The following is a 16,170-nucleotide window of genomic DNA, read 5'->3' on the forward strand; positions in this document are numbered from 1 at the left end:
TGCGCGTGTAGGTCTTCTCGCTGGAGAGGAAAAAGTTGCGCGCCACCTGCATGGTGATCGTGCTCGCGCCCTGGGTGGCGTGGCCATTGGTCAGCGCGACGATGCCCGCGCGCGCAATGCCGGTGAGGTCGACGCCGCCGTGATCGTAGAAGCGCGCGTCTTCAATGGCGAGGATTGCCTTCTTCAGACTATCGGGCACGTCCTGAATATGGACGATGTCGCGCCGTTCCTCGCCGAACTCGCCGATCAGCACGTGGTCGGCTGTGTAGATACGCAACGGCACCTTGGGACGGTAGTCGGTCAACGCATCGAGCGACGGCAGATTGGGCGTGGCGACGACGAGCGCATAGCCGAGCACCAGCAGCACGCACAGAATGCCTGCGACGATCAGACCCACAAAGCCGATGATGAGCTTCAGCCACAGCGGGCGTTTGCGCTTCTGCGGCGCGGGCGGCGGGGACGTAGGAGACGTGGATTGCATATGGGCACCAAAAAACAGTCCCGCGATTATAGCCGCCAGGCTTTTCAGCTTTCGGCATGCTTACTGACACGTCTTCACAAGTCTGCGCGCCGCGCGGGAATGACTTCACTGTAGTCCCTTTGATCGCCTGCGGGACGCGCATTCCTCAACGTTAGCCATTTGGCTGAGTGTCGCGCGGCGCCGCGTCTACGCACAATTCCTCCTCATCACTCGCGTTCGAATGGTTCGTCGCGTGAGTCAGAGGGAGGGCTTCATGGCATTAAAAAGATCCTGGCTTCAGGCAGTGCAACCCGGTGCGCATCGTTATGCCGCGGGGATCGATGTGGGTTCGCAGGCCGTGCGCCTTGTGGTGCTCAGTCATCGGGCGCGCCCGCCTGCAGCACTGCATATCGAATACGTGAGCACCGTGCCGCTTCCCGCCGGTGCCATGGCCGGCGCTGAAATCGCCGACCGGCATGCGGTGGCGCGTGCCTTGCGCGACGCGTTTGCCGGACTGCCGCACGCGTGTGCGACGCGCGCCTTGCGATGCGCGATGGCGCTGCCCGCGTCGGCTACCGTGACCGCCACGGTGCCGCTCGCGCGACTTGCCGCGCAGAGCGGTTGCGCGGAAGACGGCGGGCATCAGCTGGCTGAACTCGAGCCGGCGGTGATGAGTGAAGTCGAGCGCATTGCCGGCCTCGAACGGCATGCCCTTGCAGTCGACTGGTATGTCGACGAAACGCCTTCGCCAGTGCGCTGCGTGACTATCGCCGCGACCGCGCGGCAACATCTCGAAGCGCGAATCGAATGCGCGGCGATCGCCGGCATCTCGCTCACCGCCATCGACGGTGAGCCGCATGCCGCGTTGCGTGCCATGCGCTATGCGGCGAGTTATGAACTCGATCCGCACGAGCCCTATGTCGCGTTGTGGATCGGCACGGACGGCGTGTATGGCTGGCGGATCGTCGACGACGGCATCGCCGGCGAAATGCGCTACCCGGCACCGGAACACGCCGATCTCGCCGATGCGTTACGCGACCTGGCGCACGGTCCCGAACTCGACTGCGCGTTGTTGGGCGGTGAGGTCGATCTGCTCGACGGCGTGGGTTTCTCGACCGCGGATATCGCGGACGTGCTGGGCTGCTCGGTGCTGCCGTTCGAATGCGCGGTGCTGGGCGGCCACGAGCGGCCGTTGAGCGACCCGCTGTTGCACGAGCCGTCCGGTGCGGTCGCGTTCGGGCTTGCGTTGCGCGGGGTGCTCGAATGACGGGCGGCGTGTTGCACGCGGCAGTCTCGAACTCGGGGACTCCGTTACGTGGCGAGCGCTTCGCACGAGGGTGGCTCGGCGGTTTCAACTTGCTGCCTTACCGGCAACGCAACGCACGGCTCGCGCGCCGGCGGTGTCTGCTCGAATGGATTGCCGCCGCTTTCGCCGGTTGTGCCGCTGTCTTCGCATTGGCCGGCTGGCAGGCGGTCGAGCGAGCGCGCCTCGATGCACGGCGTGAGTCGATCGAGCAATCGCTCGCGCAATTATCAGCGCCGCTCGCGGAGCACGCGGCATTGCTCCGCACGCGTGACGAACAACGCCAGAACGTGGCACGCGCAAAGAGTTTGTCCGATCCACTCACGCATTTACGCGATCTGTTCGATGCGCTGAGTTTCGAGCCGGGTGACGGCGTGCTGTTGCAGCAGTTGCGCCACCGTGAAGATGAGACCGAGTTGCTGGCGAGCTCGCGTGGCCATATCGCTTCGGCCGAGTGGCTCAAACGCCTGAGTGCGATTCACGGCGTGAAAGGGGTGGAGGTGAGCGACCTGCATAGCTCGGCTTCGCGCGGTGGGGCAGCTGCGCAGACAAGCATGACCGGACCGGTCGAATTCGGCGCGCGTCTGCGGTGGAGCGAGATAGCGCAAAAAACGACCCGCACGGGCGGGTCTGCCGCACAGCGTTCTGTGAAGTCTGAACAATCAGGAGGTGCGAAATGAGTACGGCCTTTGTCGAATTTGGCGGCGTGGCGCGCGCGCGCTTTTCACTTTCTCATTGGATGGCGCGCGCGCGTTTGCCGCTCGATGCATGGAGCGGGCGCCGCCGCTGGGCGGTCGCTTTGCTGATTGCCGTGCTGGTGTTCGGCCTTGGTACACACGGCTGGATTGTCGCGGACCTCGGCGGTGTCGAAGCGAGCCGGGCGGCGTTGGAAGCGGGCAGCCTGCGTCTCGCGAACGCAAGGCGCGCGCTTGCGCAATTGCCAGCGCTGCGCCGCGAAGCCGCCGCGGGTCCGATTGGCGCTTCGCTTGTCTCTTCGCTCGGCACTTCGATCGCGCGGTCATTGGGGCCGTGGAGTTCCGCCGACGACGTAAGCATCGTCTCCGAACTGGCTGCGCAGAACAGCGTCGCGTTGCTCTCGGTGGAGCCTGGCGCCGCGAGCGGAGCGGGCGCTGAGCGCATGCGGCCGCTGCAACTGACTGCGCGCACAGACTTCGTCCATCTCATGGCGTTTATGCGCGGGCTGTCGGACCTGCCCGTGCTGATCGTGCCTGTCGATGTGACCGTCAAGCGCGAGGCTGCCGCACTGTCGGTCAGCGCCACGCTGCGCGTGTTCAATGCGCTGCGGCCCGCGCCATCGGCAGCCTCCGCGGATGCGTTCGTCGAAGACAGCCTCGATTCGGATGACGAAGAAAACGTCGTCTTCTTCGATCCGTTTTCGCAACCACAGATGCAGGCGGCGGGCGAACTGCCCGACGTTTCGCAACTGCGTCTGGTCGGATTGCTGCGCGATCGCGCGCGAGGGCTGGCATTGCTCGATACACCGGACGGCGTCACGGTCGTCGAATCCGGAGAGCAGATCGGCGCCGAACGTGTCACGAGGCTGGACGCGTTCGGCATTACCCTCGTGAAGGGCGGCGCGACTCGCACGCTGGCACTGACGGAGACTTCGTGATGAGACTGGCGAAGCCGTTTCCCTTTGCGTCTTCAGGCGTCGATACGTGTGCGTCGGCAGGCCGGCAAGTGTGCGTCGGTCTATGGGTCAGCGCGGCGCTGGCTGTCGGCGTTGCACGGGCGTCGACTCAACCGCTGCCGCCGTTGCCTCCCGAGATGTCGCTCGATGCGGTGGTGACGCCGCTCGATGTCTCGTACGACGTACCGCCGCTGCCAGGCGACGCTTCCGCCGCGGTGCCCAATCCGTTCCGACAGGACGCCGCCGGCGATGCTGACGCATCGCGTGCGAGCGCGGCGGCCGGCGATGCTCACGCGGATGCGCCGTCCTCCGACGCGCGCGCTGCCGACGCCACCAACGCCGACGCCACCGACGCCAGCAATGCCTCCGCCTCCGCCAGCGACACCATCGCCAGCGACGCCACCACCGCCATCAACGGCCCGGTGCCGCAGCGACGGCAATCCAATGCCGCGGCTCGCGACAATGCCACCGGCTCCGCCGCGCTCGAAGGGCCTCCGGTGCCGCTGCCGCCGCTCGCGCGTCTGAGCGGCGAGCTGCGCAGTGCCGCCGACGCAGGCCTCGCCCCCGACGACAAACCGATCTCGATGAATTTTCAGCGTGCAGAACTCGGCGCCGTGCTCAATGCGTTTGCCCGGTTCACAGGATTGAACATCGTCGCGAGCGAAAGAGTGCGCGGCGCTGTCTCGCTGCGGCTCGACAAGGTGCCGTGGCGCACCGCGTTCGATACCTTGCTCGACGTCAACGGCCTCGCGATGGAGCGCCATGGCAACGTGATCTGGGTCGCGCCGATTGCCGATCTGGCCGCGCGCGAGCGGCAGCGCTTCGAAGCGCACGCCCGGGCCGCCGATCTCGAGCCGCTCGCGAGCCGCACGTTCGAGCTGCACTATGCGCACGCCGAGGACGTCAGGCGGCTGCTGACCGGTTCCGGCGCCCAGCGGGTCCTGTCCAAACGCGGTGCCGCGACCGCCGATCCGCGCACCAATCTACTGTTCGTGACCGATCTCGAAGCGCGCCTCGCGCAGATTGCGGCACTGCTCGCCTCGATTGACCGGCCGACGCGCCAGGTGTTGATCGAAGCGCGCATTGTCGAGGGCGAACATGGTTTTTCGCGCAACCTCGGCGTGAAACTCTCGATGGCGGCCAGCAATACCGACGGCACCGCGAGAGGTTTCACCGACGCCGTCTACGATCTGTCGGCCCGGCCGATTGCAGGCTTCGACGCGGCGACCGCTGGTCTGACGTTATTCGCCGCGGGCGCGACGCGGCTGCTGAACATCGAGCTGAGCGCGCTTGAAGCGCAGGGGCGCGGCGAAATCGTCTCGAGCCCGCGCGTGGTCACGGCGGACCGGATGAAGGCAGTCGTCGAGCAGGGCACCGAATTGCCGTATCAGGCGAAAGTGGGGCAAGGCGTGTCGGGCGTGCAGTTTCGCCGCGCTACCCTCAAACTGGAGGTCGAGCCGCAAATCATGCCGGACGGCCGGGTGGTGCTGGACCTCGACGTCGCCAAAGACAGCGTTGGCGAACAGACCGACGCCGGGCCCGCGATCAACACCAAACACGTGCAAACGCGCGTCGAAGTGGAGGATGGTGGTACGGTGTCGATCGGCGGTATTTACGCGACCGATGACCGGGACGATGTGACTCGGGTGCCGGTTCTGGGCAAAATACCGGTTTTAGGTGCGCTTTTCCGCCATCGGGCTCACCGCGACCACCGCAGCGAACTGGCTGTTTTCATCACGCCGCGCGTCGTTCAGACAAATTAGGGCACGCTCCCGCCGCTACCGGGAAAATGCTGGGCCGCCCTGGGTTTTTTGCTCCGCAGGACGTCCGCTTTGGGGGTTCCCCGTTGCGGCGGCCGCCGCGAAGCGGCAGGGCGGGCAGGCTTCGCAGGCGGCGCGCAGGCTCGACAAGGCAGCCGCTTTGCCAGTAAGCTGCGGCACGAACCATACCGGATTAGCCAGAGGACACCGTTGCAAGCGCGGGACGCACACGCCAATGTATTTTTCGTAGGGCTCATGGGGGCAGGGAAAACCACCGTGGGCCGGGCCATTGCGCGCCGTCTCGATCGCCCCTTCTTCGATTCCGACCATGAAATCGAGGCACGCACGGGCGCGCGCATCCCGGTGATCTTCGAGATGGAGGGCGAAGCGGGCTTCCGCGAGCGCGAAGCGAGCGTGATTTCCGACCTCACCGCGCGCGACAATATCGTGCTCGCGACCGGCGGCGGCGCCGTGCTGCGGCCGGAAAACCGCGAGGCGCTGCGAAATCGCGGTCTGGTGATCTATCTGCGCGCCAATCCGCACGACCTGTGGCTGCGCACCCGGCGCGACAAAAATCGCCCGCTTTTGCAGACCGAAGACCCCAAAGCGCGTCTCGAAGCACTCTACGAAGTGCGCGACCCGTTATATCGGGAATGCGCGCATTTCGTGATCGAAACTGGCCGGCCTTCGGTCAACGGACTCGTCAACATGGTTCTGATGCAGCTCGAGATGGCCGGCGTCGCCAAACTTCCTGCGTCATAATGGACCGTATGATTACCGTCAATGTCGAACTGGGCGAGCGCGCCTACCCCATCCATATCGGTGCCGATCTGATCGGCCAGACCGCGTTGTTCGCGCCGCATATCGCCGGCAGTTCGGTCACCATCGTCACCAATACCACCGTCGACCCGCTTTATGGCGACACGCTGCGCGCCGCGCTGGCTCCGCTTGGCAAGCAGGTCTCCACGGTAGTTTTGCCGGACGGCGAGGCATACAAGAACCTCGAAACCCTGAACCTGATTTTCGACGCTCTGCTTGGCGCCCGGGCTGATCGCAAGACCACGCTGATCGCGTTGGGCGGCGGCGTGATCGGCGACATGACGGGTTTTGCGGCGGCCTGCTACATGCGCGGCGTGCCCTTCATCCAGGTGCCGACCACGTTGCTTTCGCAGGTGGACTCGTCGGTGGGCGGCAAAACCGGCATCAATCACCCGCTCGGCAAGAACATGATCGGCGCGTTCTATCAGCCGCAGGCCGTGATCGCCGACATCGGCGCGTTGCGTACGCTACCGGCGCGTGAACTGGCGGCGGGCGTCGCTGAAGTGATCAAGACCGGCGCCATCGCCGACGCGGGTTTCTTCAGCTGGATCGAAGCCAATATCGAAGCATTGAATCGCTGTGAACCTGCAGCGCTCGCCGAGGCGGTCAAGCGCTCGTGCGAGATCAAGGCGTCGGTGGTCGCGCAGGACGAACGCGAAGGCGGACTGCGCGCCATCCTCAATTTCGGCCATACCTTCGGCCATGCGATCGAAGCCGGTCTTGGTTACGGCGAGTGGCTGCATGGCGAGGCGGTCGGCTGCGGAATGGTGATGGCGGCAGATCTGTCCGTGCGGATGGGCTATCTCGACGAAGCGGCGCGCAAGCGTCTGGTCGACGTGATCGTCGCCGCGCATTTGCCGATCCGGGCGCCGGCGCTCGGCGACGCGCGCTATGTCGAACTCATGCGGGTCGACAAGAAGGCGGAAGCCGGCGCGATCAAATTCATTCTGTTGAAGCGTTTCGGTGAGACGCTGATCACCCAGGCGCCCGATGCCGAGGTGCATGCCACGTTGGCCGCCGCCGTCTGAATCGCGCGAGGCATCCAGCAACGCATCACGCACCAGCGTCACGAGGCGCCGCCCATGTTTCGGAGAACCCGGTGACTGACAGGCGCAGCGACGTTGTAAAGCATGACCCGGCGGCACGCGCGGCGACAAGCGGCGCGCCGACGCAGGAAGCACTCGAAGCCCATCTTGCGCCGTACGCGGCGCATTCCGCGCAATCGCGCGGCCGTCGCTATCCGGAAGCCGCGCCCAGCGCGCGCACCGAATTCCAGCGGGACCGCGATCGTATCGTCCATTCGACGGCATTTCGCCGGCTCGAGTACAAAACGCAGGTCTTCGTCAATCACGAGGGCGACCTGTTTCGCACGCGTCTGACTCATAGCCTGGAAGTGGCGCAGATCGCGCGTTCGGTTGCACGCAATCTGCGTGTGAACGAGGACCTCGTCGAAGCCATTTCGCTCGCCCATGATCTTGGCCACACACCGTTTGGCCACGCGGGTCAGGACGCGCTCAACGAATGCATGCGCGAACATGGCGGCTTTGAGCACAATTTGCAGAGCCTGGCGGTGGTCGACGATCTTGAGGAGCACTACGGCGCGTTCAACGGCCTGAACCTGTGCTTCGAAACGCGTGAGGGTATTCTCAAGCATTGCTCGCGCGAGAATGCGCGGCGGCTGGGTGCATTGGGCGAGCGCTTTCTCGAGGGGCGGCAGCCGTCCGTCGAGGCGCAGATCGCGAACGTTGCCGACGAGATCGCGTACAACAACCACGATGTCGACGACGGCCTGCGTTCGGGCCTGCTCACCGTGGAGCAGCTCGCTGAAGTGGAGTTATGGCAGGTGCACTACGAGGCGGCGCGCAACGACTTTCCTCAGATCGAGGGTCGGCGGCTCATTCACGAGACGGTTCGCCGCATCATCAATACGCTGATCGTCGATCTGATCGATACGACCAAGCTGAATCTCGAACGGCATGCGCCGGCGTCGCTGGATGCCGTGCGTTCATCGCCCGCGCTCGTCGCGCATAGCAAAGCGATTGCCGCGCAGGCGGCCGCGCTCAAGCGTTTTCTGTTCAAAAATCTGTACCGCCATTATCGCGTGATGCGCATGGCCAACAAGGCGCGCCGCGTCGTCGCGGGTCTGTTCGACGCATTCACCGACGATCCGCGGCTGTTACCGCCGAGCTATCAGTCAACGGACGCATCGCAGCAACCGCGGCTGATCGCCCATTACATCGCGGGTATGACGGACCGCTATGCGGTCAAGGAGTACCAGCGCCTGTTCGTGATTGACGATAACTGATCAGGCGTCGTTTGAGGTTTGCGTGCGGCTGGGCTGTCTTCTTTGATGTTCGCGTCCGCCGCATGTTTTTACGCGCGCTGCACGTTGCCTTCACGTCGACCGCACACACGGAGACGCTCTCCGTGCCGATGGAGCGGCTGAGCGCACGTACACGAGCTGATGACGTACACGAGCTGATGACCGCGCAGGCAAGCTGATGACCGAGGGACGCGAGCCGCTGACCGTACGCACGGGGGCCGCTGATCGCACCTACGCGAACTGCTACCCGCACGCATGCGACTTGCTGACCGCACGCCCCCAAGCTACCGACCTACGCACCCGAGGCAGCACCGCCGTCCGGCGACAGCCCGCCGCAGCAGGAATCGCCCGTTCGAGGCGACCCCGCTCGTCGTCTGCTCGCGCTTTAGCGCAACCGCGAAGCGAACAGCGCGCCGGCAATCAACGCCACGCCGCCGACGATCGCAATCGTCTGCCACGGATTTTCATGCACGTAGTCGTCGGCATCCGAGATGGCGACTTCGGCGCGTTCGCGCACGGCTTCGCGCGTGTCGTTCAAGCGGGCGCGCGCTACCTCGAGTTGCTTGCGAAGTTTGCTGCGCAGCGCCACTGCATCGGCCTGGGTGCCGTCCGCCAGCGTCGATTCGAGTTCCGACATTAGCGTGCGCAGTTCGCCTGCGATATCTTCGGCCGCATGGCGGCTATGGCGAGCGATACGCCGCGCACGGCGGCTGGTGCTGGTCCAGGATTCGCCGAGGGCGTCTCGCGTATTCGGAAGTGCAGTCATGGTCGCTCCGTCGATGAGGTGAAAGGGTCCCGCGCGCTGTCACGAAGACGTACTTTCACGTCCGAACGCGGGAAACACCCGGTGAACGCAACTTTGGTGCCAAACCCGGAGGCCCCATCCACCGTGACGCGGGCGCATATTCGTCAGCACATATTGCACTGGCTGGCGCGATTGCGGGTCAAATTTACAAACGCTTGCGCCTCGCCACGGCTTTGCCTGCAAAGCTGGCAAAGGAGACGCGTTCGGCGCGCGCCAAAAAGAAAAACGCCGCCATGGGATGCATGACGGCGTTGTCCAAGCCACGAAAATTCGACTACCCTAACTCAACGGCCCCTAATTTTTCCGAAGCGTTAGAAACGGTAACCGATATTGACGTAGGAAACGATCGGGTTCAGTTTGATCTTGGTTTGCGATTGCACATTCAGCGTGCCGACGGGCGTGTTCGCAGCGGTGTTGAGCTTCGCGGTCGTGCTGAGCGGCAGGTAGGAAATCGATACGCCCGCGAACCAGTGCTGGTTGAAGGCGTAGGTGAAGCCGGCATTAAACACCGGCTCCCACGAACTATCCGTAGTGACGCTGGTCGGACCATGCAGAACGTTTGCCTCGAATGCGCTGTTGGTGATCTTTTCGTCGGTGAACCAGATGCGGCTCACGCCAACGCCGAGATACGGCCGGAACGTGGCGGTCGGGGCATTGAAGTAGTACTTGAACAGCAGAGTCGGGCTCCACTGTTTTGCCTGACCCAGCTTGCCGAATTGTGCGAGGCTGCCCGAACCTTCCAGGTCGAACGAGGGCGGGATGCCGATCACGAACTCTGCTGCGATGTGGTCGGTGACGAAGTAGCCGGCAGTGAAACCAAGGGTGTCGGCTGAACTGAGTGTTGCACCGGTATTGGCTTCAGTGATGTTGGTCGGGCTACCACCAATGCTTGTTACTTTGAGCGGCTCGCTGCTCGATTGAGGCGCAAGATGGAACCAGCCCGTCGTGACGAAAAAGCTTCCGGCCGATTGCGCGTGAGCTGCCGTTGTCATGCAGGCTAGCGCCGCGATCCCCGTTACGGCCTGTTTTAATTTCATAAGTGCTCCTCCAAAAAAGGCCCGCTCATTATGACGAGAACGTTTGAAACAAACCATACGCGGCGGTTAGAGCTTTCTCCCTAAGCTCCGCGCGGTTTCTGGCTCTGCCGCGCCGCGTCTAACCTTGCGCGGATGCGGTTCTTCGGACCTTCGGGTATGTACCAACGCGACTATTGGATACTCCAGCATGGCACGGCTTGCACGTCTCTATGTCCCTGACCAGCCGCAGCACGTCATCCTCCGCGGGCTCGATCAGCAGCCCGCATTCGTCGACGACCAGGACTACGAGCTTTTCATCGATTGTTTGAAAGCGGCTTCACGCGACCACCATCTGTCCATCCACGCGTATGCGTTGATGCCAGGCGCGGTGCAACTGCTCGTCACGCCGACCGAGGAGTCGAGTCTGCCGAAGGCGATGCAGGCGGTCGGGCGCCGATACGTGGCGCACTTTAACAGGCGCTACGCGCGCCGGGGCACGTTGTGGGAAGGGCGCTACAGAGCGACGGTGATCGAAGGCGAGCGCTACTTTCTGCTGGCGAGCCGTGTCGTAGAGATGTGCCCGGTGCGCGCCGGGCTCGTGAGCGCGCCGGAAGATTACCGCTGGTCGAGTTACCGCCATCACATCGGCCTGACACTCGACAGCCTGATTACGGATCATCCGCTGTACTGGTCGCTCGGCAATACGCCATTCGAACGGCAGCGCGCGTACCGGGAACTGTGCGAGCAGCCGCTCGATGAACGCGAAGCCAGCCAGCTTCAGCAGGCCACCCTGAAAGGCTGGGTTCTGGGGAGCGACACCTACCGCGAGTGGGCGGCGCGGGCCGCCAACCGGCGCGTATCGCCGCTGCCGCGCGGGCGGCCGCGGAAGGTGCGCGAGACGCCGCAACAGCAATAAAACGTTTCGCATCAAAGGGCTGCATTGAAACGGCATCTCCGCATGCCGTTTTCTTTTGCACGATTTTGATATGGCACCAATAAAAAATAGCCGCAATGCACCAACTTGATAATTGGGGTTCAATCATCATGTTTTATTTGCTATTCCATTGATTCGTCGCGTATATTCCGAATTCCGGCGCTTTTTGACACGCGTAGCATCGAGCGTTGAGCGCGCCGTCGCGGTTGCGAACTCGGTTGTGAATCGCACTGCGGCAATAGAAAAACGGTTTAACGGCCTGTCCGGCCCCTTACAGACGGTGTCCCCATGAACGACCACCAGCAACCGATTCACCCGGTTCCCGCCGCGCAAGGTCTGTACGACCCGCAAAACGAGCATGACGCCTGCGGCGTCGGCTTTGTCGCTCACATCAAGGGCAAGAAAAGCCACGAGATCATCGAGCAGGGCCTGAAGATTCTCGAGAACCTCGACCACCGGGGCGCTGTCGGCGCCGATCCGCTAATGGGCGACGGCGCGGGCATCCTGATCCAGATCCCGGACGGCTTCTATCGCGAGGAAATGGCCAAGCAGGGCGTGGTGCTGCCGCCGCACGGCGAATACGGTGTCGGCATGGTCTTTCTGCCGAAAGAACACGCTTCGCGTCTCGCCTGTGAGCAGGAGCTGGAACGCACGGTGAAGGCCGAAGGCCAGGTCGTGCTGGGCTGGCGCGATGTGCCGGTCGACCACACCATGCCGATTTCGCCTACCGTCAAGGCGAGCGAGCCGTTGATCCGCCAGATCTTCATCGGCCGCGGCAAGGACATCATGGTGACCGACGCGCTCGAGCGGAAGCTGTACATCATCCGCAAGACCGCGAGCCACCGCATCCAGGCGCTCAAGCTCAAGCACGGCAAGGAGTATTTCGTGCCGTCGTGCTCGGCGCGCACGGTCGTCTACAAGGGCCTGCTGCTGGCCGGCCAGGTCGGCGTGTACTACCGCGACCTGCAGGACGAGCGCACGGTGTCGGCGCTGGCGCTCGTGCACCAGCGCTTCTCGACCAACACGTTCCCTGCGTGGGAACTGGCTCACCCGTACCGCATGATCGCCCACAACGGCGAAATCAACACGGTCAAGGGCAACGTGAACTGGCTCAACGCCCGTACCGGCGCGATCGCATCGCACGTGCTCGGCGACGACCTCCCGAAGCTCTGGCCGCTGATCTATCCGGGCCAATCGGACACCGCCTCGTTCGACAACTGTCTCGAACTGCTGGTGATGGCCGGCTACCCGCTCGTCCACGCAATGATGATGATGATCCCGGAAGCCTGGGAACAACACACGCTGATGGACGACAACCGCCGCGCGTTCTACGAATACCACGCCGCGATGATGGAGCCGTGGGACGGCCCCGCTGCAATCGCCTTCACCGACGGCCGCCAGATCGGCGCGACGCTCGACCGTAACGGTCTGCGTCCGGCGCGCTACATCATTACGGACGACGACCTCGTCATCATGGCGTCGGAAGCCGGCACGCTGCCCATTCCCGAGTCGAAGATCGTCAAGAAGTGGCGTCTGCAGCCGGGCAAGATGTTCCTGATCGACATGGAGCACGGCCGCATCATCGACGACAAGGAGCTCAAGGACAATCTCGCGAACGCCAAGCCGTACAAGAGCTGGATCGACGCCGTGCGCATCAAGCTCGACGAGATCGAGGCAAAGGCCGAAGACGTCGCGACGGAACGCCGCGAGCCCGCCGCGTTGCTGGATCGCCAGCAGGCGTTCGGCTACACGCAGGAAGACCTCAAGTTCCTGATGGCGCCAATGGCGCAAGCCGGCGAAGAAGCAGTCGGTTCGATGGGCAACGACTCGCCGCTGGCGGTCATGTCCAACAAGAACAAGACGCTGTATCACTACTTCAAGCAGCTGTTCGCGCAAGTGACAAACCCGCCGATCGACCCGATCCGTGAAAACATGGTGATGTCGCTGGTGTCGTTCGTCGGTCCGAAGCCGAACCTGCTGGACACGAACAACATCAACCCGCCGATGCGTCTCGAAGTGTCGCAGCCGGTGCTCGACTTCAAGGACATCGCGAAGATCCGCGAGATCGATCAGTACACGGGCGGCAAGTTCAGCTCGTACGAACTGAACATCTGCTATCCAGTGGCGTGGGGCAAGGAAGGCATCGAAGCACGCCTCGCCTCGCTGTGCGCGGAAGCCGTGGATGCGGTCAAGTCCGGCTACAACATGCTGATCGTGTCGGACCGCAAGACCGACCGCGACAACGTGGCGATTCCGGCGCTGCTGGCCACCGCCGCGATCCACACGCACCTCGTGCAGCAAGGTCTGCGCACGAGCACGGGTCTGGTCGTCGAAACCGGCTCGGCGCGTGAAACGCACCACTTCGCGCTGCTTGCGGGCTACGGCGCGGAAGCGGTTCACCCGTACCTCGCAATGGAAACGCTCGGCCAGCTCGCAGCCGGCCTGAAGGGCGACCTGTCGCCGGAAAAGGCGGTCTACAACTTCACCAAGGCGGTCGGCAAGGGCTTGATGAAGGTCATGTCGAAGATGGGCATTTCGACCTACATGTCGTACACCGGCGCGCAGATTTTCGAAGCGGTCGGCCTGGCTGAAGACCTGGTGGTGAAGTACTTCAAGGGCACCTCGTCGAAGGTGGGCGGCATCGGCCTGTTCGACGTGGCGGAAGAAGCGATCCGTCTGCACCGCGAAGCGTTCGGCGACAACCCGATTCTCGCCAACATGCTCGACGCAGGCGGCGAATACGCATACCGCGTGCGCGGCGAAGAACACATGTGGACGCCGGACGCGATCGCCAAGCTGCAACACTCGGCGCGCAGCAACTCGTACCAGACGTACAAGGAATACGCGCATCTGATCAACGATCAGACGAAGCGCCACATGACGTTCCGCGGCCTGTTCGAATTCAAGTTCGATCCGACCAAGGCCATCCCGCTCGACGAAGTCGAACCGGCGAAGGAAATCGTCAAGCGTTTCGCTACCGGTGCAATGTCGCTGGGCTCGATCAGCACGGAGGCTCACGCCACGCTGGCAATCGCCATGAACCGTATCGGCGGCAAGTCGAACACGGGTGAAGGCGGCGAGGACGTGAACCGTTACCGCAACGAGTTGCGCGGCATTCCGATCAAGAACGGCGACACGATGAAGTCCGTGATCGGCGACGAAGTGATCGTGGACATTCCGCTGAAGGCGGGCGATTCGCTGCGCTCGAAGATCAAGCAGGTGGCGTCGGGCCGTTTCGGCGTGACGGCGGAATACCTCGCGTCCGCTGATCAGATCCAGATCAAGATGGCGCAGGGCGCAAAGCCGGGTGAAGGCGGTCAGCTGCCGGGCCACAAGGTGTCGGAATACATCGGCAAGCTGCGTTACTCGGTGCCGGGCGTCGGCCTGATTTCGCCGCCGCCGCACCATGACATCTACTCGATCGAAGATCTGGCGCAGCTGATTCACGATCTGAAGAACGCCAACTCGGCGGCCAGCGTCTCGGTGAAGCTGGTGTCCGAATCGGGCGTCGGCACGGTTGCCGCAGGTGTGGCCAAGGCCAAGGCCGATCACGTCGTGATCGCCGGTCATGATGGCGGCACGGGAGCGTCGCCGCTGTCGTCGGTGAAGCATGCCGGCACGCCGTGGGAACTGGGTCTGGCAGAAACGCAGCAAACGCTGGTGCTGAACCAGTTGCGCGGCCGTATCCGCGTGCAGGCCGACGGTCAGATGAAGACCGGCCGCGACGTCGTGATCGGCGCGCTGCTCGGCGCGGACGAGTTCGGTTTCGCGACGGCGCCGCTCGTCGTCGAAGGCTGCATCATGATGCGCAAGTGCCATCTGAACACCTGCCCGGTCGGCGTCGCGACGCAAGATCCGGTGCTGCGTGCGAAGTTCCAGGGCCAGCCGGAACACGTCGTGAACTTCTTCTTCTTCGTTGCAGAAGAAGCGCGCGAAATCATGGCGCAACTGGGCATTCGCAAGTTCGAAGACCTGGTCGGCCACGCCGAACTGCTCGATACGAAGAAGGGCATCGAACACTGGAAGGCGAAGGGTCTCGACTTTTCGCGCGTGTTCTATCAGCCGCAAGTCTCGGCGGAAGTGGCGCGCAAGCATGTCGACGTGCAGGACCATGGTCTGGACAAGGCACTCGACCACACGCTGATCGAAAAGGCGAAGGCGGCGATCGAGAAGGGCGAGCACGTCTCGTTCATCCAGCCGGTGCGTAACGTGAACCGTACGGTCGGCGCGATGCTGTCCGGCACGATCGCGAAGAAGTACGGCCACGACGGCCTGCCCGACGACACGATTCACATCCAGTTGAAGGGCACCGCGGGTCAGAGCTTCGGCGCGTTCCTCGCGAAGGGCATCACGCTGGATCTGGTCGGCGACGGCAACGACTACGTCGGCAAGGGCCTGTCGGGCGGCCGCATCATCATCCGTCCGACCAACGATTTCCGCGGCAAGTCGGAAGAGAACATCATCTGCGGCAACACAGTGATGTACGGCGCAATCGAAGGCGAGTCGTTCTTCCGCGGCGTGGCAGGCGAGCGTTTCTGCGTGCGTAACTCGGGCGCGACGGCGGTTGTCGAAGGCACGGGCGACCACGGTTGCGAATACATGACGGGCGGCACGGTGGTCGTGCTCGGCGAAACGGGCCGTAACTTCGCGGCCGGCATGTCGGGCGGCATCGCCTACGTGTACGACCCGGACAACTCGTTCGCGGGCAAATGCAACAAGTCGATGGTTGCGCTCGATCCGGTCTTGCAAACGGCCGAACAGGAACGCACGGTCGACAAGGGCCTGTGGCACACCGGCACGACCGACGAAGCGCTGCTCAAGGGGCTCATCGAGCGTCACTTCCAGTTCACGGGCTCGCCGCGTGCAAAAGCGCTGCTCGAAAACTGGGACGCGTCGCGCCGTCAATTCGTGAAGGTATTCCCGACCGAATACAAGCGCGCGCTGGGCGAAATGGCCGCGAAGAAGGCGAACAAGGAAGTGCTGGCCGCCTGATTCGCAACGCTGTTCATCAGCAAGACGTCACCTTTAGCCGTACCCGCCGCGTGCGACCGATCCACGGTGCCGCGCGGCGGGTGTAGATCACCCCACCTGATTAGATA

At 63.5% G+C, this 16,170-nt stretch carries 12 protein-coding genes; 9 read left to right on the top strand and 3 right to left on the bottom strand.

The genetic code is table 11. The annotated features are described in order from the left end of the window. Nucleotides 1-481, bottom strand: a 481-nt coding sequence (locus tag P0D70_RS18890) for a transglycosylase domain-containing protein (protein ID WP_408185627.1), incomplete at its 3' end; no start/stop codon positions are given. A 253-nt stretch (nt 482-734) separates the two neighbouring features. Between P0D70_RS18890 and pilM the strand changes: the two genes are divergently transcribed. From pilM to P0D70_RS18925, 7 genes are all read left to right on the top strand, one after another. Beyond that, the gene (gene pilM, locus P0D70_RS18895) at nt 735-1,727 is read left to right on the top strand and encodes a type IV pilus biogenesis protein PilM (protein ID WP_408185628.1); all 993 of its coding nucleotides are present in this window, start codon (nt 735-737) and stop codon (nt 1,725-1,727) included. Next, the gene (locus P0D70_RS18900) at nt 1,724-2,443 is read left to right on the top strand and encodes a fimbrial assembly protein (protein ID WP_408185629.1); all 720 of its coding nucleotides are present in this window, start codon (nt 1,724-1,726) and stop codon (nt 2,441-2,443) included. Before pilM ends, P0D70_RS18900 begins: the two co-directional genes overlap by 4 nt. Further along, on the top strand, nt 2,440-3,396 hold the full coding sequence (locus tag P0D70_RS18905) for a hypothetical protein (RefSeq protein ID WP_408185630.1): 957 nt from the start codon (nt 2,440-2,442) through the stop codon (nt 3,394-3,396). The genes P0D70_RS18900 and P0D70_RS18905 overlap by 4 nt, the downstream gene beginning before the upstream one ends. Next, on the top strand, nt 3,396-5,177 hold the full coding sequence (locus tag P0D70_RS18910) for a type IV pilus secretin PilQ (RefSeq protein ID WP_408185631.1): 1,782 nt from the start codon (nt 3,396-3,398) through the stop codon (nt 5,175-5,177). The genes P0D70_RS18905 and P0D70_RS18910 overlap by 1 nt, the downstream gene beginning before the upstream one ends. A gap of 207 nt (nt 5,178-5,384) precedes the next feature. Then, nucleotides 5,385-5,936 (top strand): shikimate kinase, encoded by a 552-nt coding sequence (locus P0D70_RS18915; RefSeq protein WP_091798410.1) that lies wholly within the window; start codon nt 5,385-5,387, stop codon nt 5,934-5,936. Then, the gene (aroB, locus tag P0D70_RS18920; protein WP_408185632.1) at nt 5,936-7,021 is read left to right on the top strand and encodes a 3-dehydroquinate synthase; all 1,086 of its coding nucleotides are present in this window, start codon (nt 5,936-5,938) and stop codon (nt 7,019-7,021) included. Before P0D70_RS18915 ends, aroB begins: the two co-directional genes overlap by 1 nt. A 71-nt stretch (nt 7,022-7,092) precedes the next feature. Then, a complete protein-coding gene (locus P0D70_RS18925; RefSeq protein ID WP_408185633.1) occupies nt 7,093-8,298 on the top strand; it encodes a deoxyguanosinetriphosphate triphosphohydrolase in 1,206 nt (401 codons plus the stop codon). 403 nt (nt 8,299-8,701) lie between these two features. Here the strand turns inward: P0D70_RS18925 and P0D70_RS18930 are convergent, their stop codons facing one another. Next, nucleotides 8,702-9,082 (bottom strand): ElaB/YgaM/YqjD family protein, encoded by a 381-nt coding sequence (locus P0D70_RS18930; protein WP_007180171.1) that lies wholly within the window; start codon nt 9,080-9,082, stop codon nt 8,702-8,704. 350 nt (nt 9,083-9,432) lie between these two features. Then, nucleotides 9,433-10,158, bottom strand: coding sequence for an OmpW/AlkL family protein (locus P0D70_RS18935; RefSeq protein ID WP_408185634.1), 726 nt, complete (start codon nt 10,156-10,158; stop codon nt 9,433-9,435). Between the two features lie 187 nt (nt 10,159-10,345). Here P0D70_RS18935 and P0D70_RS18940 point away from each other — a divergent pair, with 187 nt between their 5' ends. Together P0D70_RS18940 and P0D70_RS18945 are read left to right on the top strand one after the other, a co-directional pair. Further along, nucleotides 10,346-11,053: a transposase gene (locus P0D70_RS18940; protein WP_007180173.1), complete on the top strand. Its 708-nt coding sequence runs from the start codon at nt 10,346-10,348 to the stop codon at nt 11,051-11,053. Nucleotides 11,054-11,359: 306 nt separating this feature from the next. Then, complete coding sequence (locus tag P0D70_RS18945) at nt 11,360-16,063, top strand: glutamate synthase-related protein (protein ID WP_091798420.1); 4,704 nt, start codon at nt 11,360-11,362, stop codon at nt 16,061-16,063. The last annotated feature ends 107 nt before the right edge of the window (nt 16,064-16,170 follow it).

It is taken from the genome of Paraburkholderia sp. RL17-381-BIF-C (assembly GCF_046026435.1).
GTDB lineage: Bacteria > Pseudomonadota > Gammaproteobacteria > Burkholderiales > Burkholderiaceae > Paraburkholderia.